The following is an 18,522-nucleotide window of genomic DNA, read 5'->3' as shown; positions in this document are numbered from 1 at the left end:
CGTCGCCGGAGCGCAGACGGGGAATGCGGGCATGAGCCTCAATGCCGATGAACAGCGGGCCATCGCAACGGCGGCCACCCTGGCCGCGGCCTATCGTGACGGCCTGGGCACGGCCCCGGCCGTCCCCGAGGTGCGGCCCGAGGCGATGGTGGGCCGGTTCGGCGAGGGTGTTCCGGACACGGGCGCTCTGGCGGACGCCGTGATCCGGGAGGTGGTCGAAACGGCGACGCCGGGCCTGCATTCCCATGCCTCGCCGCGGTTTTTCGGCTATGTCTGCGGCGGGTCCATGCCCGCCGGGGTTGCCGCCGACATGCTTGTTTCGGCTTGGGGGCAGAATTCGGCCTCGTCCTGGGAATCCCCCGCCGTCGCCGAAATCGAACAGGTGATGTGCCGATGGTGCCTGGACCTGCTGGACCTGCCGCGCGACAGCGGGGTTGGCGTGGTTACCGGGGCGACGGTTGCCAATACCCAGGCGATCATGGCCGCAAGACATGCCTTGCTGGACAGCGAGGGCTGGGACGTCGAGGAACGGGGGATGTTCGGCGCCCCCGAGGTCCCGGTTCTTATCGGCGCCGACTGCCATTCCGCCCCGCTCGCCGGGCTGCGCTATGCCGGGTTCGGGGCGGCACGGGCCATCCGGGTCGAGACCGACGATCAGGGCCGTATCCGGCCCGAGGCCTTCGAAGCCGCGCTGAAGGGGTGCGCGGCCCCGCCTCTGGTCATCCTGCAAGCGGGGCAGATCAACACCGGCGCCTTTGACCCGTTTGCCGAAATCATACCGATGGTTCGGGAGCGCGGCGGCTGGACCCATGTGGATGGCGCGTTCGGTCTGTGGCTGCGCGCGGTGCCAGACCTGCGCAACCGGCTCGCCGGGGTCGAAGAGGCGGACAGCTGGGCGGTGGACCTGCACAAATGGCTGAGCGCACCTTATGACGCCGGTTTGTGCATCACCCGCGACCGGGGCCCGCTGGTGGCCGCGATGACGGCGCGCGGGGCCTATCTGCCGGACCCGTCCAACACATGGGAACCTTCGGACTCGACCCTTGAACTGAGCCGCCGGGCCCGGGGTGTCCCGTCATATGTCATCCTCAAACACCTGGGTCGCGCCGGTGTGCAAGAGCTTGTGGCAAGGCATTGCCGGCTCGCAAAGCACGCGGCGGATCGCCTGTCGCAAGACCCCGGGATCGAGGTTCTGAACGAGGTGTCTGCCAACCAGATCTCGCTGTCCTGCGGCAGCGATGCGCTGACAGCCGCCGTGCTGGCCCGGGTCCACGACCGCGGCAAGGTCTATCCCAGCCATGGTGCATGGCGCGGCCGGCAGATCATCCGCATCTCGATCATCAACTATGCGACGACAGAGACGGACGTGGATCTGTTGTGCGACGAGATCCTTTCGGCCAGGAGAGCGCTGGCATGACTGCCCCCACCCTCACCGGCGTCCTGGAGGCCGCCATCTACGTCGATGACCTCGACGCCGCCGAGGGCTTCTATGGCGGCATCCTGGGGCTGGAAAAGATCATCCGCGTCGAGGGGCGGCATGTCTTCTTTCGCTGCGGGACCTCGGTTGTGCTGGCCTTTATCGCCGAGGCCACAGAGGAACCGCCCAGGGACGGCGCCCTGCCGGTGCCGCCGCATGGGGCGCGCGGGCCGGGGCATCTCTGTTTCTCGGTACCGGGGGCGGACCTCGACGCGATGGTGACGCGGTTGACCGACAGTGGCATCGCCATCGAAAGCGATTTCAACTGGCCGCACGGGCCGCGATCCGTCTATGTGCGGGATCCGGCGGGCAACAGCGTGGAATTCGCGGACCCCGCGCTTTGGGAGATCCCGGAATGAGCGTGCCCGCGTCAGGCCGGAACAAGCGCCTCCAGCTCGGGCAGCAGGACCACGGATTCCTGTTCGTGCGGGTCGGTGCGGGCGATCACCGCCACCGCCGGTTCGTCGCCGTCGTTCAGGGGCAGATGGGGCACGTCCGCCGGGATGTAGATCATGTCGCCCGGCCCCGTCTCCATGCAATGCTCCAGCCGCTCACCCCAGTACATCCGGGCCCGGCCGGAAATGACATAGATGGCGGTTTCATGGGTCGCATTTTTATGCGCCTTTGCCCGCCCGCCCGGCGGGACGGTCAGCAGGTGCATGCAGATCCCCTGCGCCCCGACCGTCTCTTTCGCGATGCCTTCGAAGTAGGAAAAGCCTTGCTTGCCGTCATACGTGCCCCCCGGGCGCAGTTTTTTGCAGTCGGTCATGGTACACCCCCGATATCGAACATCCTGAATGATCAGCCTACAGCGGCGCTGCCGCTGCGCCAAACAAGGATCACGCGTGTTGAGCGATGAAGAAATAACGAACTGGCCGGAGGCGGAAACCGCCACCGCCGCACCCGTCATCCGGGCCGACCACCTCGACCTGACGTTCCAGACGAATGACGGGCCGGTGCATGCGCTGAAGGACGTCAGCCTCGACATTGCCAAGGGCAGTTTCGTGAGCTTCATCGGCCCCTCGGGCTGTGGCAAGACAACCTTTCTGCGCTGTATCGCGGCGCTGGAACATCCCACCGGCGGCAGCCTGACGGTGAACGGCATGACGCCCGACGAGGCACGCCGGGCGCGGGCCTATGGCTATGTCTTTCAGGCCGCCGGTCTGTACCCCTGGCGGACCATCGGGCGCAACATCGCGCTGCCGCTGGAGATCATGGGCTATTCCCGAGCCGAACAGGCCGAGCGCGTGGCACGGGTGCTGGAGCTTGTGGAGTTATCAGGTTTTGAAAAGAAATTCCCCTGGCAACTGTCCGGAGGGATGCAACAACGTGCGTCCATTGCAAGAGCGCTGGCATTCGATGCCGACATCCTTCTGATGGACGAACCCTTTGGCGCGCTGGACGAGATCGTGCGCGACCGCCTGAACGAGGAGTTGCTGAAGCTCTGGGACAAGACGGAAAAGACCATCGGTTTTGTCACCCATTCGATCCCCGAGGCGGTCTACCTGTCGACGCATATCGTGGTGATGAGCCCGCGTCCGGGCCGAATCACCGACGTGATCGAAAGCCCGCTGCCCAAGGAGCGCCCGCTGGACATCCGCGACACGCCGGAATTCATCGAGATCGCGCACCGCGTGCGCGAAGGACTGCGCGCGGGGTATGAAGAATGACTGTCACGCTGCGCGCCCCCGTCCCGGCCCTGATCCGGGACCTCCAAGCCCCGGGCCAGGAGGCGACACATGGCTGAGGCGAGCGATCCGGGGACCCGGGCCAGTGCAGGAGGCTGGCCCCGCTGGCTGCGTCTGCCGCCGGTGCTGGGGATGGTGCTGGCGCTGATGGCGATCTGGTACGTTGCTGTCGTCCCGATGAACGTCAAGGAAGTGCTGACGGCGGCAGAGCGTGCCGGCGTCGAGGTCTCCCCGCCCTCCGCCGTGGACCGGCGCGACATGGGCAACTGGGCGCTGGTCTTTCGCAACACCCATGCGCTTGGCAACAGCTGGAGTTCGGACCGCCCGAAGCTGCCCGCGCCGCACCAGGTGCTGGTGGAGCTCTACGATTCGACCATCGACGAGGAACTGAACGGGCGGCGCGGGATCGTGCGGTCGGGCACGCTGTCGAACCGCAGCCTTGTCTATCACGCGCTGGTAACGCTGAACGCCACCTTCCTGGGGTTCCTGATCGGCGCCCTGCTGGGCGCGGGCCTCGCGGTGGGGATCGTGCATTCCCGCGTCATGGACATGAGCGTGATGCCCTGGGCCATCGTAAGCCAGACCATTCCCATCGTGGCGCTGGCACCGATGATCATCGTGGTGCTCTATTCCATCGGGGTGCAGGGGTTGATCCCCAAGGCGGTGATCTCTGCCTATCTGTCGTTCTTTCCGGTGGTCGTGGGCATGGTGAAGGGGCTGCGCAGCCCGGACGCCATGCAGATGGACCTGATGCGCACCTATAGCGCGTCCACCGCCTCGGTGCTGACGAAACTGCGCCTGCCCTCCTCGATCCCCTACCTGTTCGCCTCGCTCAAGATCGCCATCGCGGCCAGCCTTGTGGGCGCCATCGTGGGCGAACTGCCGGTGCAGAAAGGCGGCCTTGGCGCGCGGATGCTGGCGGGCAGCTACTATGGCCAGACCGCACAGATCTGGGCCGCGCTCTTGGTGGCCGCGACACTGGCGGCGCTGCTGGTCTATGCCATCGCGGCCCTGGAAAGGCGCACGCTGCGCCGGATGGGGATGATGCCATGACTCTGGTGATTTTCGCAGTTCTGCTCTGGGTCCTGGGCTTTGGCCTGAACGTGATGCTGGCGAACGGGCCGGCGCGGGACACGGGCGCGGTGCGCCTTGCGGTGCCGCTGATCTTTGGCCTGACCATCCTGGGCATGTGGGAGCTGATCGTGCGCGGAATGCAGGTCTCGACCGTGATCCTGCCGCCGCCCTCGTTGATCGCGGCCAGCTTTGCCGAGAACCTTAGTACGCTCTGGGGCGATTTTGTGCAGACGATCCTCAAGGGCGCGCTGTCGGGGTATATCTTCGGCTGCGGCGCGGCCTTCCTGACGGCTCTGCTGGTGGACCGGTCCGATTACCTGCGGCGCGGGTTGCTGCCGCTGGGCAACTTCATGGCCGCCCTGCCCATCGTCGGCACCGCGCCGATCCTTGTGATGTGGTTCGGCTTTGGCTGGCAGTCCAAGGCCGCCGTCGTCGTGTTGATGGTCTATTTCCCCATGCTGGTGAACACGGTCGCTGGCCTGTCGGAAACCACCGCGATGCAGCGCGACCTGATGCGCACCTATGCGGCGACCTGGGGCCAGACGCTCTGGACTCTGCGCCTGCCGGCCGCCCTGCCCTTTGTCTTCAACGGGCTCAAGATCTGCTCGACGCTGGCGCTGATCGGGGCCATCGTTGCCGAGTTCTTCGGCAGCCCGACGCTGGGGCTTGGCTTTCGCATCTCGACCAGCATCGGCCAGCTTGACCTTGGCATGGTCTGGTCGGCCATCCTCGTTTCGGCGCTCTCGGGGACGGCGTTTTATGGCCTCGTCGCCCTGGCCGAACGCCGCATGACATTCTGGCACGCCTCGCACCGGGGCGGCCGATAACCGGACCGGAAAACCGGCCAAAATACAATAAGCACCAAGGAGGTACTGAAGATGAAACAGACATGGATCGCCGCCGTTGCGGCCCTGGGGCTTGCCAGCCCCGCGCTGGCGGCGGACGAGGTCACGCTGCAGCTGAAATGGGTCACGCAGGCACAGTTCGCGGGCTACTACGTGGCGCTGGAAAACGGCTATTACGACGAGGCCGACCTGGACGTGACGATCCTGCCCGGCGGGCCGGACATCGCGCCAACGCAGGTGATCGCGGGCGGCGGCGCCGACGTGATCGTGGAATGGATGCCGGCGGCACTCTCGGCCCGCGAAAACGGCCTGCCGCTGGTCAACATCGCGCAGCCGTTCAAATCCTCGGGCATGATGCTGACCTGCTGGAAGGATGCCGGGATCTCGGAGCCTGCCGACCTGGACAACCGCACGCTGGGGGTCTGGTTCTTTGGCAACGAATTCCCCTTCCTCGCCTGGATGAGCCAGCTGGACATCGCCACCGACGGCAAGGCCGAAGGCTCTGTCGAGGTGCTGAAACAGGGCTTCAACGTCGACCCGCTGCTGCAACGGCAGGCGGATTGCATCAGCACCATGACCTACAACGAATACTGGCAGGTCATCGACGCGGGCGTCGACCCGTCCGAGCTGATCACCTTCAAGTACGAGGACCAGGGTGTCGCGATGCTGGAGGACGGGCTCTACGTGCTTGAGGAGAACCTCGAAGATCCCGAGTACGTCGACAAGATGGCCCGTTTCGTGGCCGCCTCGATGAAAGGCTGGAAATGGGCCGAGGAGAACCCCGAGGACGCCGCGATGATCGTGCTGGATTATGACGAGACCGGCGCCCAGACCGAGGGCCACCAGATCCGCATGATGGGCGAGGTCGCCAAGCTGACCGCGGGCTCGAACGGCGCGCTGGACCCGGCGGATTACCAGCGGACCGTGGACACGCTGCTGGCCGGCGGATCGGACCCGGTGATCACCAAGGAGCCGGAAGGCGCCTGGACCCATGTCATCACGGACGCGGCGCTGGACTGAGCTTTGTTCCCAGTGTTGAAGACTTGAGAAAAGCCGCGGCAACGCGGCTTTTCACTTTTTGGGTCGTTGGGGGCTCTGCCCCCAAACCCCCGGAGGTATTTTTGGCCCAAAGAAACACCGGCGCCGGGGCGCAGACTAGCCGCCCTTGACACCCGCCACGTTGACATAGAGCGCGTAGACCGATTGCGAGGCGGCCATGAACAGGCGGCTGTTCGCGCGACCGCCGAAACAGACATTGGCGCAGCGTTCCGGCAGGGCGATGCGCCCGATGGGCCGCCCGTCCGGGGCAAAGACCATGACGCCGTCAAGTTCCGGGTCGCCCATGCCCCAGCCGCACCACAGGTTGCCCTCCACGTCGCAGCGCATCCCGTCCGGCGTGCCCGGGCCGGCGTCTATTACCACACGCTTGTTCGACAGGCTGCACCCGTCCGGGCCGACGTCATAGCCAAGGATCTTGCGGGTCGGAACGCCACGGGATTCGACGATGTAGAGGATGCTTTCGTCCGGCGAAAAACACAGGCCGTTGGGTCCGAGGATGTCATCGGCCACCACGATGGCCTCGCCTGTGTCGGGGTTCAGGCAATAGACATTCTGGTTCAACTCCGGTTCGGACCTGTAGCCTTCGTAGTTGCCCAGAATCCCGAACACAGGGTCCGAGAACCAGATGGTGCCATCGGATTTGACGATGATATCATTGGGTGAGTTCAGGCGCTTGCCCTGGTAGCTGTCCATCAGCACCGTGACTCTGCCGTCCTGTTCGGTCCGGGTGATACGCCGCCCCCCGTGTTCGCAGGAGACCAGCCGCCCCTGCCGGTCGCGCGTGTGCCCGTTGGCGAAGTTCGAGGGCGCGCGGTACTCGCTGACCGCGCCGGTTTCCTCGGTCCAGCGCATGATCCGGTTGTTGGGGATGTCGCTCCATAGCAGGTGGCGGGCGTCACCGAACCAGACCGGGCCTTCGGCCCAGCGCAGGCCCGTGGCCAGCCGTTCGACCCCCGCAAGCGGCAGGCGGTACTTGTCAAAGGCGGGGTCGAGCGATTGCACCGCAGGGTCGGGATAGCGTGTCGTCGGCGCCCAGCCATTCGGGAATTGGTCCTTGTCGCTCACCTGTCGTCTCCTCCTGCTGACCTGGACGTGCAGGGGCGAAACTCGTGCGTGGCTGCGCGATTGTAAAGCCTCAGCGGGGCTTCAGCGCGATCCCCTGTCCCGCCTCGGGCGGGGTGCCCAGCGCCTGGTGCGCCGCCAGCACCTGTGCCAGCCTGTCGGCGACCTCCGGCTGCCAGGCCTCGGCGCGGCGGGTGCCCAGGTTGAACCCCAGCATCTTGGCCTCGTTCGTGGCGCTGGGATTACCCTCGGCGTCCAGCACCCGGTGGAACAGGACAAACCGCTTGGCATCCACGTCCAAGAGCTGCGTCTCGATGGAAAACGCGGCGCCCTCGGGCAGTTCACCGGTATAGGTGACGTGGTTTTCGACGATGGCGTATTCATGGCCCGCGCGCGCCTCGATGGTCTGCACGGGCGCGTTGATCCAGTTCCAGAAAGCCCAGTTCGCCTGGTCGCAGATGGTCAGGTAATGGGCCATGTTCAGGTGGTGGTATTCGTCCACCCAGTCGGGTTTGACCCTGTTGCGGACAAGGGTCAGGGGGGCCGCGATCTCTCCGGTCCAGTCGTGCAGGAAGGTTTCCGTGACCAGCATCAGCGGCCCTTCCAGACCGGGTCGCGCTTTTCCGAGACCGAGGCGATGCCCTCGACCGCGTCGTCGCTGTCGTAGACGCGCCCGTAGGCGCTCAGGTCTCCGGCGCGCATCCTTTTGAAAGCCTCCCGGTCGCCCAGCCCGTCGGTGGCGCGGTCGATTTCCTTGATGGCCTGCAGGGAAAGCGGCGCGCAGGCCGCGACGCGGTTTGCCAGCTCCAGTGCCGCGTCCAGCAGGTGTTCGGCGGGTACGACACTGTTGACGACGCCCCAGCGCTGCAGTTCCTCGCTCCCGGCGCGGCGCCCCGTCATGAGCATTTCCATCGCCACCGCGCGCGGCAGGCGGCGCGGCAGGCGGATCACCCCGCCGCTGTCCGGCACGACGCCGATGGTGGCCTCGGGCAAGGCGAATTCGGCGTGATCGGCGGCGACGACCATGTCCGCCGCCAGCGCCAGTTCGAAACCGCCGCCCAGCGCCAGCCCGTTGACGGCGGCGATCACCGGTTTTGTCAGGTCCCAGTATTCCGTCAGCCCGGCAAAGCCGCCAACGCCCTGCCAGGCATCCGCCGCCTCGCCCTCTGCCGCGGCCTTCAGATCCCAGCCGGCGGAAAAGAACCGCGTGCCTCCGCCGGTGACGATACCGACGGACAGGGTGTCATCCTCTTGTAACGTCTGAAACGCCTCGCCCAGCGCGATGCTGGTGGCCGCGTCGATCGCATTGGCCTTGGGCCGGTCCAAAGTCACCAGCAGCACGCGCCCGCGCCGCTCTGTCGTCACATCGCTCATGTCTCTACCAGTCGCGCCAGGTAGGCGCCGTAGCCGGATTTTCCGAACATGCGGGCGCGCTCCATCAGGGCGTCCGCGTCGATCCACCCCTGTTGATAGGCGATCTCTTCGGGGCAGCCAACCTGTTGCCCCTGCCGTTCCGACAGCGTGCGGACGAAATTGCCCGCGTCCAGGAGCGAGCCATGCGTGCCTGTGTCCAGCCAGGCATAGCCGCGCCCCATCTGCTGCACGTTCAGCACCCCCTCGTGCAGGTACATTTCCAGCAGTGACGTGATCTCCAGCTCTCCACGCGCCGAGGGGCTGACTTCGCGCGCTCGGTCCGGTGCGCTGCCGTCCAGGAAATAGAGCCCCGTGACCGCATAGGGCGACGGCGCCTTGGTCGGTTTCTCGATGATCGCGCGCACGGTGCCATCGGGGCCGAAATCCACCACGCCATAGCGTTCGGGATCCGCGACGCGGTAGCCGAAGACCGTGCCACCCACCTCCTGCGCGTCGGCTGTGCGCAGCTGTTCCGGCAACCCGTGACCGAAAAAGATGTTGTCCCCCAGGACCATCGCCGACGGCGCCCCGTTCAGAAAGCTTTCGGCCAGCAAATAGGCCTGGGCCAGCCCGTCTGGCGAAGGCTGAACGACGTAATCCAGCGACAGCCCCCACTGGCTGCCATCGCCCAGCGTGCGCCGGAACTGTTCCTGGTCCTGCGGCGTGGTGATGACACAGATCTCGCGGATGCCGGTCAGCATCAGCACCGACAGCGGGTAGAAGATCATCGGCTTGTCGTAGATCGGCACCAGCTGTTTCGAGATGCCCATCGTGATCGGGTACAGCCGCGTGCCCGATCCGCCCGCCAGAATGATGCCCTTGCGCCTGGTCATGCGACCCCCTGAAATCCCTGCAATCCGCCTCTAGTGCCGCACTACTCTGTCAAGAGTTTGGCGAAAGGGGAAACAATCAGTGTCCAGACGCCCCGCTTGCGCCTTACTGTTGCCGTCTGCTTTGGGTAAACAGGCGCCGAACTCTGGACCGATGGGGGCCATATGCTCGACGTTCAAGCCACCGCCTTGCCTGGTGTGCTCATCCTGACGCCGCGCCGGTTTGGCGATGCGCGCGGCTTTTTCAGCGAAAGCTGGAACCGCAAGCGCATGGCCGAACAGGGCATCGACATGGATTTTGTGCAGGACAACCATTCGCTGTCGGCCGAGGTCGGCACCGTGCGCGGCCTGCACTACCAGACGCCGCCTCATGCCCAGGACAAGTTGGTGCGCTGCGGGCGTGGGCGTCTGTTCGACGTGGCCGTGGACATCAGGGTCGGCTCACCGACCTTTGGCAACTGGATCGGGGTCGAGCTGAGCGCGGACAACGGCAAGCAACTGCTGGTGCCGCGCGGTTTCCTGCACGGATTCGTCACGCGAGAGCCCGACACCGAGGTGATCTACAAGTGCTCGGACTACTATGCCCCCGACTGCGAAGGCGCGGTGCGGTTCGACGATGCCGCCATCGGCATCGACTGGGGGCTGGAAGGGCCGCCGATCCTCAGCGATAAAGACGCCGCAGCCCCCCTGCTGACAGAGATCGCCAGCCCCTTCGCCTGGGAGGGCGCGGCATGAAACTGCTGGTTACGGGCGGCGCTGGCTTTATCGGGTCGGCGGTGGTGCGGCAGGCCATCGGCGCCGGGCACCAGGTGGTCAACCTCGACGCGCTGACCTATGCCGCCTGCCTCGACAACCTGGCCTCGGTCGCCGACCACCCCGGCTACGCCTTCGAACATGCCGACATCCGTGACCGCGCCGCGCTGGACCGGATATTCGCGCAGCATCGCCCGGACGCGGTGATGCACCTGGCCGCCGAAAGCCATGTCGACCGGTCGATCGACGGGCCGGGCACCTTCATCGACACCAATGTCATGGGCACCTTTCACCTGCTGGAGGCCGCCCGCGCCTACTGGACCCGAGAAGGCCGGCCCGAGGGATTCCGCTTTCACCATATCTCGACGGACGAGGTCTTTGGCTCTCTGGGCTCGGAGGGGCAGTTCACCGAGGACACGCCCTATGATCCGCGCTCTCCCTACTCGGCGTCGAAGGCCGGGTCCGACCACCTTGTGCGCGCCTGGCACGAGACCTACGACCTGCCCGTCGTCCTGACGAATTGCTCCAACAACTACGGGCCGTTCCATTTCCCGGAAAAGCTGATCCCGGTGGTGATCCTGAACGCGCTCGCGGGCAAGCCGCTGCCGATCTACGGGGACGGCTCGAACGTGCGCGACTGGCTCTACGTCGAGGACCACGCTCAGGCGCTGCTCCTCGTGGTGCAAAAGGGCAAGGTGGGACGCAGCTACAACATCGGCGGCGAGAACGAGCGCACGAATCTCGAGCTGGTGCAGACCCTCTGCGCAATCCTCGACCGGAAGCGCCCGCGCGACAGCGGGTCCTACGCCGATCTCATCACCTTCGTGACCGACCGGCCCGGCCATGACGCCCGCTATGCCATCGACCCGACGCGCATCCGCGAGGAACTCGGCTGGCGCCCCTCGGTGACGGTGGATGAAGGGCTGGAACGGACCGTCGACTGGTATCTTGCGAACGAAGCCTGGTGGCGCGCCCTTCAGGCCCGGCAAGGTGTGGGCGAACGGCTGGGCGTGGGCGCATGATCCTGGTCTTCGGCAAGACCGGACAGGTCGCAACAGAGCTGCAACGCCTGGGCGATGTCACCGCGCTGGGCCGCGATCAAGCCGATCTGGCAAGCCCCGAGGCCTGCGCAGAAGCGATCCGCAGCCGCCGCCCCCGGGTCGTCATCAACGCTGCCGCCTACACGGCCGTGGACCGGGCCGAGGACGAAGAGCCGCTTGCCACCACGATCAACGGCGCGGCCCCCGCGGCAATGGCCCGGGCCTGTGCCGAGATCGGCGCGCCGCTGGTCCATATCTCGACCGACTACGTCTTTGACGGATCCGGCACCCTGCCCTGGTCCCCGGACGATCCCACCAATCCGATCAACGCCTATGGCCGGTCGAAACTGGCGGGCGAAACCGGTATCCGCGCGGCGGGTGGCCCCCATGCCATCCTGCGGACCTCCTGGGTGTGTTCCGCGCATGGCAACAATTTCGTCAAGACGATGCTGCGGCTGGGCGCGGAACGCGACCGGCTGACCATCGTCGCCGACCAGCTGGGCGGCCCCACCTCTGCCGCCGCCATCGCCCGGGCCTGCCTGACCGTGGCCGAGGCGCTGTGCCAGCATCCGGAGAAGGCCGGCACCTATCACCTGTCCGGCGGCCCGGATGTCAGCTGGGCCGATTTCGCGCGCGCCATCTTTGCCCGCGCGGGACTGGCGCCCGAGGTGGTCGACATTCCCAGCAGCGCCTATCCAACCCCGGCGGCGCGCCCGCTGAACTCGCGGCTCGACAACACCGCGCTCACGCAGGGCTTCAATCTCGGTCGCCCCGACTGGCAGGCCGACCTCGAAGAGGTGCTGCGCGACCTTGGCCATCTCTAGGCCGCGCGCCCGGCTTCTTCTTGATCCGAATACCCGTCGCACCCAAGACGCTAGCGCCGCACCACCACTTCGGCACCACGGGCGGGCGGCTCTTCGTCCACCAGCGTCTCGGGGAACCCCGGCGCCCGCACCGAGATGCCCGCCGCGACCTCCAGCCGCTCGATCATCCGGTCGGACTGCGCCCTTTCGCCCATCTGCTGCTGGCCGTCGCGGATCATCGCGATCACCTGCGGCGACAGTTCCAGCGGTACGCCATAAGCCTCTGCCAGCGCCTGGAACAAGCCGACATCCTTCATCACCAGGTCCAGCGTGAAATCCACGTCACGGCTGCCGGAGAGGATCAGCTGGCTTTCGGTCTCGTGGACAAAGGACGTGCCCGAGGAAATGCGGATCGCCTCAAAGGTCGTCGCCATGTCCAGCCCCGCCGCCTGCATCGTCGTCAGCGCCTCGCAGAGCGACAGCAGGTTGGCGGTGGCCAGGTAGTTGGTCATGACCTTCAGTTTGGAAGCGGTGCCAACCTCGCCGGTGTGCAGCACCTGCCGCCCGAGGATCGTCAAAAGCGGCAGCACCGCCTCGAAACTGTCGCGCGGGGCGCCGCAGAAGACCGAGATATTGCCGGTTGCCGCCCTGTGGCACCCGCCGGACACCGGTGCCTCGATGGCAACCGCGCCCGTTTCGGCCACCCGCGCCGCCTGGGCCACGATCACCTCCGGGTCGGTGGTCGACATCTCGACCCAGGTCTTGCCCGGCCCCATTTCGGGCAGCATCTCGGCCAGCACCGCCTCAGAGGCGGCAGGACTGGGCAGGGAGGTGATGACCACGTCGCAGCGGGCCATGACCTCTGCCGCCGATCCCGCCGCCTCGGCGCCCTCTGCGACCATCCCGGCCAGGCGCGTCTCGTCGAGGTCGAAGACCGTCAGTCCGACGTCATTGCGCAGCAGGTTGCCTGCCAGCTTGGCGCCCACCGCGCCCAGTCCGATGAATCCCGTTTGCATCCGTTTCTCCCTGTTTGCGGACAGCCTGCGACGCCACCCTGTGCCCGGTCCGCGCCGTTTGCGACATGAAACTTGTGCGCCGCGTCGCTGGCCCCTAGCCTTTCCCCATGACGTCGCCCAACAACAGCCCCCGGCAGCAGGCGCAGACCGGCCTGGCCCCCTTGGCACAGCGCCAGCGGCCCGCCGCGATCCGGGCCTGGGCTGGCTGATGCCGCGAACCTGCGTCGACACCCCCACCGGCCCCTTCGAGATCACCGAAACCGAGGGCGCCATAACCCGCGCCACCTGGCGCCAGAGCGGCGCAAGCGACGATACGCCCTTGCTGCGACGCGCGGCGGACCAGGTGGCCGCCTATTTCGCCGGGCGCCTGACCGCCTTCGACCTGCCCCTGCGGGTCGAGGCGAGCCTGTTCCAGCAACAGGTTTGCGCGCAGATCGCCTCCATCCCCTATGGAGAGACCCTGACCTATGGCGACATCGCCCGCACCCTTGGCGCGCCGCCACAGGCCGTGGGGCGCGGCTGCGGCGGCAACCCGATTCCGCTGATCATTCCCTGTCACCGGGTTTTGGGCCGCGACGGGCTGGGCGGGTTTTCCGGCGGCACCGGGGTCGAGACCAAGGTCTGGCTGCTGCGCCACGAGGGGGCGGGCGGACTGCTGATTTGACGGGTGAATTCCTGGCCCGAGCGGCAGCTCAGTCCCGGCTTGCCGCCCTGCGGACACAGGGGCGGGGCCGGGTCAGTCGCGGCGCGGGTCGCGCGGATAAACGCCCAGGATTTCCAGCATGTCGGTGAAGTAGTCCAGCTCGTCGAGCGCGCGCTTGACGCCGGGGTCCTCGGGATGGCCCTCGATGTCGGCATAGAACTGTGTCGCGGTAAAGGACCCATTGACCATGTAGCTTTCCAGCTTGGTCATGTTGACACCGTTCGTGGCAAACCCGCCCATCGCCTTGTAAAGCGCAGCGGGGATGTTGCGTACCTGAAAGACGAAAGTAGTCATCATACCGTGGCTGCCCCGGCGCGTCGTGTCCCCCTGCACCTGCATCAACAAAAAGCGTGTGGTGTTGGAATCGGTGTCCTCGATATGCTTTGCCAGCACGTCCAGCCCGTAGATATCCGCGGCCAGTTCGCTGGCCAGGGCCGCCACCGCCGGATCGCCGCGTTCCGAGATCTCGCGCGCGGCGCGGGCATTGTCCGCATTGACGCGGCCACGAATGCCATGTTCCTTCAGGAACCCCGCACATTGCGGCAGAAGAACAATATGCGAATGCGCCTCCCGCACATCCTCCAGCTTTGTGCCGCGCACGCCCAGCAGGTTGATATGCACCCGCACGAAGGCCTCACCGACAATCCGGAGCCCGCTTTCCGGCAAAAGGCGGTGAATATCCGCAACACGGCCATAGATGGTGTTTTCGACCGGCAGCATGGCCAGATCCGCCGCGCCGCTCTTTACTGCGGCAATCACGTCTTCAAAGGTCTTGCAGGGCAGCACTTCGGCGCCCGGGCGGGCCTCGGTGCAGGCCTGATGGGAATAGGCGCCCAGCTCTCCCTGGAAGGCGATCCGCTGTGTCATCTCAAGCCCTCGTCACAAATCCCGCCGCACGCGGGCGATTGGTCGCGCCTTCTACCGCTTGCCCAAGGGGATGGAAAGCAATAGATACGCGCCCGACAGCGACACAAGCAGACAGGGCTTCCCATGTTCGATACCATGACCTTTACCAAGATCGTCGGCGGCGTCTGTGGCGCCCTGCTGATCTTTCTCCTGGGCAAATGGGCTGCGGAGAGCCTGTATCACACCGGCGGCGGTCACGGCGGCGAGGAACATGCCGCAGGCTTTGCGATCCAGGTGGAAGAGGGCGAACCCGTCGAAGAGGAAGAGGTTGATTTCGCCACGCTGATGGCCTCTGCCGACGCCGGCAAGGGTGAGCGCGTCTGGGGCAAGTGCCGCGCCTGCCACAAACTGGACGGCAACGATGCCGTCGGCCCGCACCTCAATGGTGTTGTCGGCCGCCAGGTGGATGCCGTTGAGGGCTTTGGCTACTCCGGCGCACTGGAAGAGGCCGCGGACGTCTGGACCCCGGAAAACCTGTTCCACTTCCTCGAAAACCCCCGCAGCTTTGCACCGGGCACGGCGATGGGCTTTGCCGGCCTGCCCAAGCCAGAGGACCGCGTCAACCTGATCGCCTACCTTCAGACGACCGAAGGCTGATCTGACCGCTTTGCGACTTTCCAAAGGGCCGCCCCGACCGGGCGGCCTTTTTTCATGCGCATTTCCCGCGCAAGCCCCCGCCGACCCGGCCCCGAACCGCCCTTGAGGCGTTGACGTTTCCGTAATCTCGTCTTGAATGTGGTCGCGCGGAAAACTTAGCTTAGAATTAACAAACAAGACCGCTCAAGTACCGGGCCGAACCGCCGGTTGACAGGGAGATAACCATGACGATCCAGGCCAAACGACCACCTCGCCGCAGCGCATCCCGGGCACGCGCCTTGCCGGACCTGCGTTTTGTCGCCACCGGGGCCCTTGCCATCGGGGTGGCGCTGCTGGGTGTGGCCGCTCTGGCCCAGGACGGCGACGAAAAGACCGTCACCTCACATGGTTATTCCTACTTCGGCAATCTCGACTACCCCGCCGACTACACGCATTTCGATTTCGTCAACCCGGAGGCCCCCAAGGGCGGCGAACTGGTGATCGGTGCCACCGGCACCTTCGACAGCCTGAACCCCTATTCGCGCAAGGGCCGCCCCGGCACGCTGACAACGGTGATGTACGACCAGCTGATCGAGTCGGTCGAGGATTCCGTGGGCCAGTATTACTGCATCCTCTGCGAGAGCATCGAATACCCCGAAAGCCGCGACTGGGTGATCTTTCACATGCGCGAGGACGCCAAGTTCTGGGACGGCACCCCCGTCACCGCCGAGGACGTCGTCTATTCGCACAAGCTGTTTATCACACAGGGCCTGCCGTCTTACGCTCAGGCAGTGGGCCGGATGGTCACCAGCGCCGAGGCGCTGGACACCTACACGGTGAAATTCACCTTCGACCCGGACCTGACCAAGCGGTCGCGGATCGAAACGGTTGGGTCGACCCCGGTCTTTTCCAAGGCCTGGTTCGAGGCCGACCCGGAGAACCGCCGGCTGGACGAACCCCGGCTGGAGGTGGCCCTGGGGTCCGGCCCCTATCGGCTGGACACCTACGAGGTGAACCGCAACATCGTTTACACGCGCGATCCCGACTACTGGGGCAAGGACCTGCCCTACAACGCGGGCCGCTACAACTATGACAGCATCCGGGTCGAGTATTTCGCCGACCAGACCGCCTCTTTCGAGGCCTTCAAGGCCGGGACCTATACCTTCAAGGTGGAAGGCGACCCCAAGCAATGGGCCACGGCCTATAACTTCCCCAAGGTCGATGAGGGCGTCGTCAAGCTGGAGGAAATCCCCGACGGCAGCCCGCCGAACCCCACCGGGTTCGTCTTCAACCTGGCCAAGCCGCAGTTGCAGGACAAGCGCGTGCGCGAGGCGATCGCCCTGGCCTATAATTTTGAGTGGTCGAACGAGTCGTTGCTCTACGGTCTCTATTCCCCGCGCAGCTCCTTTGTCGAAGGCACCCCGGTCGAGGCCAAGGACGTGCCCAAGGGCGCCGAGCTGGACTTCCTCAAGACTCTGGGTGACATCGTCCCCGCGGACATGCTGGAAGAGCCGGTGCGGGTGATGCACTCTTCCGACCCGGCCCGCCTTCCCGACCGCGGCAACCTGCGCGCGGCCTCGCGGCTCTTGTCAGCGGCCGGCTGGGAAGTGGGCGACGACGGCATCCGCCGCAACGAGGCCGGCGAGACGCTGAAGGTCAACATGCTGATCCCGACCAATATCGAACCCTCGGTCGAGGCCATGCATGAATCCTTTGTCCGCAACCTCGTGCAGATCGGCGTCGATGCCAAGTTTGAGCGGATCGACCCCTCGCAATACACGCTGCGGCGGCGCGAACGCGACTACGACATGCTCTATTCCTCGCGCTACGGCGCCTTCCTGTCCACGGGGGGCGGCCTGACGCAGATGTATGGATCGCGCGAGGCCGAATTCAGCCTGTTCAACCCCGCAGGCCTTGCCAGCCCGCTGGTCGACGCGATCATCGCGGCCAGTTTCGATGCCGAGACCCAGGCGGACACCGACGCGGCGCTGATGGCGCTCGACCGCGCATTGCGCTACGAGTTCTTCGTGATCCCGACCGGGTATATCGCCGACTACTGGGTGGCCTACTACGACATGTACGAACATCCCGAAGAAATCCCGCCCTACGGCCTGGGCTACCTGAGCTTCTGGTGGGTCAACCCCGAGAAGGAAGCGGCGCTCAAGGCGGAAGGTCAGCTGGACTGACATGGGAGCCTACATCCTCCGACGCATATTGCTGATCATCCCCACCCTGCTGGGGATCATGATCATCAACTTCGTGCTGGTCCAATTCGTGCCCGGCGGCCCGATCGAGCAGATCATCGCCCAGATCGAGGGCCAGGGTGACGTATTCGGCGGCTTTGCGGGCGGCGCGGACGCGCCCGATGCCGGCAGCATGACCCCGGGCGACGAGACCTATGCCGGTGCCCGTGGCCTGCCGCCGGAATACATCGCCGACCTGGAACGGCAATTCGGGTTCGACAAGCCGCCGCTGGAACGCTTTCTGAACATGATGTGGAACTACATGCGGTTCGACTTTGGCGAGAGCTATTTCCGCTCGATCGGCGTGATCGACCTGGTGCTGGAAAAGATGCCGGTCTCGATCTCGCTGGGGCTGTGGTCCACGCTGCTGGCCTACCTGATCTCGATCCCGCTGGGCATCCGCAAGGCCGTCCGGGACGGGACCAGCTTTGACACCTGGACGTCGAGCATCATCATCGTCGCCTATGCCATTCCCGGCTTTCTCTTTGCCATCCTGCTGCTGGTGCTCTTTGCCGGTGGGTCGTACTGGCAGATCTTCCCGATCCGGGGGCTGGTGTCGGACAACTGGGAAGACCTCAACATCTTCATGAAAGTGGTCGACTACTTCTGGCACATCGCCCTGCCGATCACTGCCTCGACGATCTCGGCCTTTGCGACGCTGACCCTGCTGACAAAGAACAGCTTTCTGGACGAGATCAAGAAACACTATGTCATGACCGCCCGCGCCAAGGGCCTGTCCGAGGACCGCGTTCTGTATGGCCATATCTTCCGCAACGCCATGCTGATCGTCATCGCCGGTCTGCCCGGTGTCTTCATCGGCGTCTTCTTCGGCGGCTCCATCATCATCGAGACGATTTTTTCGCTCGACGGTCTGGGGCGGCTCGGCTTCGAGGCAGCGGTGGCGCGCGACTACCCGGTGATCTTCGGCACGCTCTTCATCACCTCGATGATCGGGCTTTTCGTCGGGCTGATCTCGGACCTGATGTATGTCGTCGTCGATCCGCGCATCGACTTCGAAAAGCGGGAGGGCTGAG

The 18,522-nt window shown here is 65.6% G+C and carries 20 protein-coding genes; 13 read left to right on the top strand and 7 right to left on the bottom strand.

What is annotated here, in order from left to right; translation table 11 throughout:
* The first annotated feature begins 31 nt into the window (after nt 1-31).
* Nucleotides 32-1,417: a pyridoxal phosphate-dependent decarboxylase family protein gene (locus tag KZZ07_RS05050; protein ID WP_219512646.1), complete on the top strand. Its 1,386-nt coding sequence runs from the start codon at nt 32-34 to the stop codon at nt 1,415-1,417.
* Nucleotides 1,414-1,836, top strand: a complete 423-nt coding sequence (locus KZZ07_RS05045; protein WP_219512644.1) for a VOC family protein — start codon at nt 1,414-1,416, stop codon at nt 1,834-1,836. The genes KZZ07_RS05050 and KZZ07_RS05045 overlap by 4 nt, the downstream gene beginning before the upstream one ends.
* Before the next feature lie 11 nt (nt 1,837-1,847).
* On the opposite strand, the gene KZZ07_RS05040 is transcribed toward KZZ07_RS05045, so the two are convergent.
* Nucleotides 1,848-2,246, bottom strand: coding sequence for a cupin domain-containing protein (locus KZZ07_RS05040; RefSeq protein WP_219512643.1), 399 nt, complete (start codon nt 2,244-2,246; stop codon nt 1,848-1,850).
* Nucleotides 2,247-2,325: 79 nt separating this feature from the next.
* Here KZZ07_RS05040 and KZZ07_RS05035 point away from each other — a divergent pair, with 79 nt between their 5' ends.
* From KZZ07_RS05035 to KZZ07_RS05020, 4 genes are all read left to right on the top strand, one after another.
* Nucleotides 2,326-3,147, top strand: a complete 822-nt coding sequence (locus KZZ07_RS05035; RefSeq protein WP_370631069.1) for an ABC transporter ATP-binding protein — start codon at nt 2,326-2,328, stop codon at nt 3,145-3,147.
* Between the two features lie 150 nt (nt 3,148-3,297).
* Nucleotides 3,298-4,218 (top strand): ABC transporter permease, encoded by a 921-nt coding sequence (locus KZZ07_RS05030; protein ID WP_255564172.1) that lies wholly within the window; start codon nt 3,298-3,300, stop codon nt 4,216-4,218.
* Nucleotides 4,215-5,066 (top strand): ABC transporter permease, encoded by an 852-nt coding sequence (locus KZZ07_RS05025; protein ID WP_219512641.1) that lies wholly within the window; start codon nt 4,215-4,217, stop codon nt 5,064-5,066. The genes KZZ07_RS05030 and KZZ07_RS05025 overlap by 4 nt, the downstream gene beginning before the upstream one ends.
* Before the next feature lie 51 nt (nt 5,067-5,117).
* Nucleotides 5,118-6,104 (top strand): ABC transporter substrate-binding protein, encoded by a 987-nt coding sequence (locus tag KZZ07_RS05020; protein WP_219512640.1) that lies wholly within the window; start codon nt 5,118-5,120, stop codon nt 6,102-6,104.
* Nucleotides 6,105-6,239: 135 nt separating this feature from the next.
* Here KZZ07_RS05020 and KZZ07_RS05015 read toward each other — a convergent pair whose 3' ends face one another.
* The 4 genes from KZZ07_RS05015 to rfbA all read right to left on the bottom strand — a co-directional run bounded on the left by KZZ07_RS05015 (nt 6,240) and on the right by rfbA (nt 9,451).
* Nucleotides 6,240-7,208 (bottom strand): SMP-30/gluconolactonase/LRE family protein, encoded by a 969-nt coding sequence (locus KZZ07_RS05015; protein WP_370631068.1) that lies wholly within the window; start codon nt 7,206-7,208, stop codon nt 6,240-6,242.
* A gap of 70 nt (nt 7,209-7,278) precedes the next feature.
* On the bottom strand, nt 7,279-7,797 hold the full coding sequence (locus tag KZZ07_RS05010; protein WP_219512639.1) for a thioesterase family protein: 519 nt from the start codon (nt 7,795-7,797) through the stop codon (nt 7,279-7,281).
* A complete protein-coding gene (locus tag KZZ07_RS05005) occupies nt 7,797-8,579 on the bottom strand; it encodes an enoyl-CoA hydratase-related protein (RefSeq protein WP_219512638.1) in 783 nt (260 codons plus the stop codon). Before KZZ07_RS05005 ends, KZZ07_RS05010 begins: the two co-directional genes overlap by 1 nt.
* Nucleotides 8,576-9,451: a glucose-1-phosphate thymidylyltransferase RfbA gene (rfbA, locus tag KZZ07_RS05000; protein ID WP_219512637.1), complete on the bottom strand. Its 876-nt coding sequence runs from the start codon at nt 9,449-9,451 to the stop codon at nt 8,576-8,578. The genes KZZ07_RS05005 and rfbA overlap by 4 nt, the downstream gene beginning before the upstream one ends.
* 162 nt (nt 9,452-9,613) lie before the next feature.
* Here rfbA and rfbC point away from each other — a divergent pair, with 162 nt between their 5' ends.
* From rfbC to rfbD, 3 genes are read left to right on the top strand one after another with little or no spacing between them, the layout of a single operon-like run.
* Entirely contained in the window at nt 9,614-10,183 is a 570-nt protein-coding gene (gene rfbC / locus KZZ07_RS04995; RefSeq protein WP_219512636.1) for a dTDP-4-dehydrorhamnose 3,5-epimerase, read from the top strand.
* Nucleotides 10,180-11,223, top strand: coding sequence for a dTDP-glucose 4,6-dehydratase (gene rfbB, locus KZZ07_RS04990; protein WP_219512635.1), 1,044 nt, complete (start codon nt 10,180-10,182; stop codon nt 11,221-11,223). The genes rfbC and rfbB overlap by 4 nt, the downstream gene beginning before the upstream one ends.
* Nucleotides 11,220-12,065 (top strand): dTDP-4-dehydrorhamnose reductase, encoded by an 846-nt coding sequence (gene rfbD / locus KZZ07_RS04985; protein WP_219512633.1) that lies wholly within the window; start codon nt 11,220-11,222, stop codon nt 12,063-12,065. The genes rfbB and rfbD overlap by 4 nt, the downstream gene beginning before the upstream one ends.
* 50 nt (nt 12,066-12,115) lie before the next feature.
* Here rfbD and KZZ07_RS04980 read toward each other — a convergent pair whose 3' ends face one another.
* Nucleotides 12,116-13,333, bottom strand: coding sequence for an NAD(P)-dependent oxidoreductase (locus KZZ07_RS04980; RefSeq protein ID WP_219512631.1), 1,218 nt, complete (start codon nt 13,331-13,333; stop codon nt 12,116-12,118).
* Here KZZ07_RS04980 and KZZ07_RS04975 point away from each other — a divergent pair.
* The gene (locus KZZ07_RS04975; protein WP_219512629.1) at nt 13,269-13,724 is read left to right on the top strand and encodes a methylated-DNA--[protein]-cysteine S-methyltransferase; all 456 of its coding nucleotides are present in this window, start codon (nt 13,269-13,271) and stop codon (nt 13,722-13,724) included. The two genes, KZZ07_RS04980 and KZZ07_RS04975, sit on opposite strands and share 65 nt — an antisense overlap.
* 72 nt (nt 13,725-13,796) lie before the next feature.
* Here KZZ07_RS04975 and KZZ07_RS04970 read toward each other — a convergent pair whose 3' ends face one another.
* On the bottom strand, nt 13,797-14,630 hold the full coding sequence (locus KZZ07_RS04970; protein ID WP_219512628.1) for a prephenate dehydratase: 834 nt from the start codon (nt 14,628-14,630) through the stop codon (nt 13,797-13,799).
* A gap of 123 nt (nt 14,631-14,753) precedes the next feature.
* On the opposite strand from KZZ07_RS04970, the gene KZZ07_RS04965 reads away from it, so the two are divergent.
* The 3 genes from KZZ07_RS04965 to KZZ07_RS04955 all read left to right on the top strand — a co-directional run bounded on the left by KZZ07_RS04965 (nt 14,754) and on the right by KZZ07_RS04955 (nt 18,521).
* Complete coding sequence (locus KZZ07_RS04965; protein ID WP_219512627.1) at nt 14,754-15,266, top strand: c-type cytochrome; 513 nt, start codon at nt 14,754-14,756, stop codon at nt 15,264-15,266.
* A 224-nt stretch (nt 15,267-15,490) separates the two neighbouring features.
* Nucleotides 15,491-17,431 carry an extracellular solute-binding protein gene (locus tag KZZ07_RS04960; protein WP_219512626.1) on the top strand — a complete coding sequence of 647 codons (1,941 nt, stop codon included), beginning with the start codon at nt 15,491-15,493 and terminating at the stop codon, nt 17,429-17,431.
* Between the two features lies 1 nt (nt 17,432).
* Nucleotides 17,433-18,521: a microcin C ABC transporter permease YejB gene (locus KZZ07_RS04955; protein ID WP_219512625.1), complete on the top strand. Its 1,089-nt coding sequence runs from the start codon at nt 17,433-17,435 to the stop codon at nt 18,519-18,521.
* The last annotated feature ends 1 nt before the right edge of the window (nt 18,522 follow it).

Source organism: Mameliella sp. CS4 (assembly GCF_019392335.1).
Classification (GTDB): Bacteria; Pseudomonadota; Alphaproteobacteria; order Rhodobacterales; family Rhodobacteraceae; genus Antarctobacter.
Note: the sequence above shows the minus strand (reverse complement) of the source record. Positions and strands in the feature narration are given on the sequence as shown.

What these genes read in the sequence shown, in the direction of transcription:
- KZZ07_RS05050 (WP_219512646.1), top strand. Translation starts at nt 32, where the DNA reads ATGAGCCTCAATGCCGATGAACAGCGGGCCATCGCAACGGCGGCCACC.
- KZZ07_RS05045 (WP_219512644.1), top strand. Translation starts at nt 1,414, where the DNA reads ATGACTGCCCCCACCCTCACCGGCGTCCTGGAGGCCGCCATCTACGTC.
- KZZ07_RS05040 (WP_219512643.1), bottom strand. Translation starts at nt 2,246, where the DNA reads ATGACCGACTGCAAAAAACTGCGCCCGGGGGGCACGTATGACGGCAAG.
- KZZ07_RS05030 (WP_255564172.1), top strand. Translation starts at nt 3,298, where the DNA reads ATGGTGCTGGCGCTGATGGCGATCTGGTACGTTGCTGTCGTCCCGATG.
- KZZ07_RS05025 (WP_219512641.1), top strand. Translation starts at nt 4,215, where the DNA reads ATGACTCTGGTGATTTTCGCAGTTCTGCTCTGGGTCCTGGGCTTTGGC.
- KZZ07_RS05020 (WP_219512640.1), top strand. Translation starts at nt 5,118, where the DNA reads ATGAAACAGACATGGATCGCCGCCGTTGCGGCCCTGGGGCTTGCCAGC.
- KZZ07_RS05010 (WP_219512639.1), bottom strand. Translation starts at nt 7,797, where the DNA reads ATGCTGGTCACGGAAACCTTCCTGCACGACTGGACCGGAGAGATCGCG.
- KZZ07_RS05005 (WP_219512638.1), bottom strand. Translation starts at nt 8,579, where the DNA reads ATGAGCGATGTGACGACAGAGCGGCGCGGGCGCGTGCTGCTGGTGACT.
- rfbA (WP_219512637.1), bottom strand. Translation starts at nt 9,451, where the DNA reads ATGACCAGGCGCAAGGGCATCATTCTGGCGGGCGGATCGGGCACGCGG.
- rfbC (WP_219512636.1), top strand. Translation starts at nt 9,614, where the DNA reads ATGCTCGACGTTCAAGCCACCGCCTTGCCTGGTGTGCTCATCCTGACG.
- rfbB (WP_219512635.1), top strand. Translation starts at nt 10,180, where the DNA reads ATGAAACTGCTGGTTACGGGCGGCGCTGGCTTTATCGGGTCGGCGGTG.
- rfbD (WP_219512633.1), top strand. Translation starts at nt 11,220, where the DNA reads ATGATCCTGGTCTTCGGCAAGACCGGACAGGTCGCAACAGAGCTGCAA.
- KZZ07_RS04975 (WP_219512629.1), top strand. Translation starts at nt 13,269, where the DNA reads ATGCCGCGAACCTGCGTCGACACCCCCACCGGCCCCTTCGAGATCACC.
- KZZ07_RS04980 (WP_219512631.1), bottom strand. Translation starts at nt 13,333, where the DNA reads ATGGCGCCCTCGGTTTCGGTGATCTCGAAGGGGCCGGTGGGGGTGTCG.
- KZZ07_RS04970 (WP_219512628.1), bottom strand. Translation starts at nt 14,630, where the DNA reads ATGACACAGCGGATCGCCTTCCAGGGAGAGCTGGGCGCCTATTCCCAT.
- KZZ07_RS04965 (WP_219512627.1), top strand. Translation starts at nt 14,754, where the DNA reads ATGTTCGATACCATGACCTTTACCAAGATCGTCGGCGGCGTCTGTGGC.
- KZZ07_RS04960 (WP_219512626.1), top strand. Translation starts at nt 15,491, where the DNA reads ATGACGATCCAGGCCAAACGACCACCTCGCCGCAGCGCATCCCGGGCA.
- KZZ07_RS04955 (WP_219512625.1), top strand. Translation starts at nt 17,433, where the DNA reads ATGGGAGCCTACATCCTCCGACGCATATTGCTGATCATCCCCACCCTG.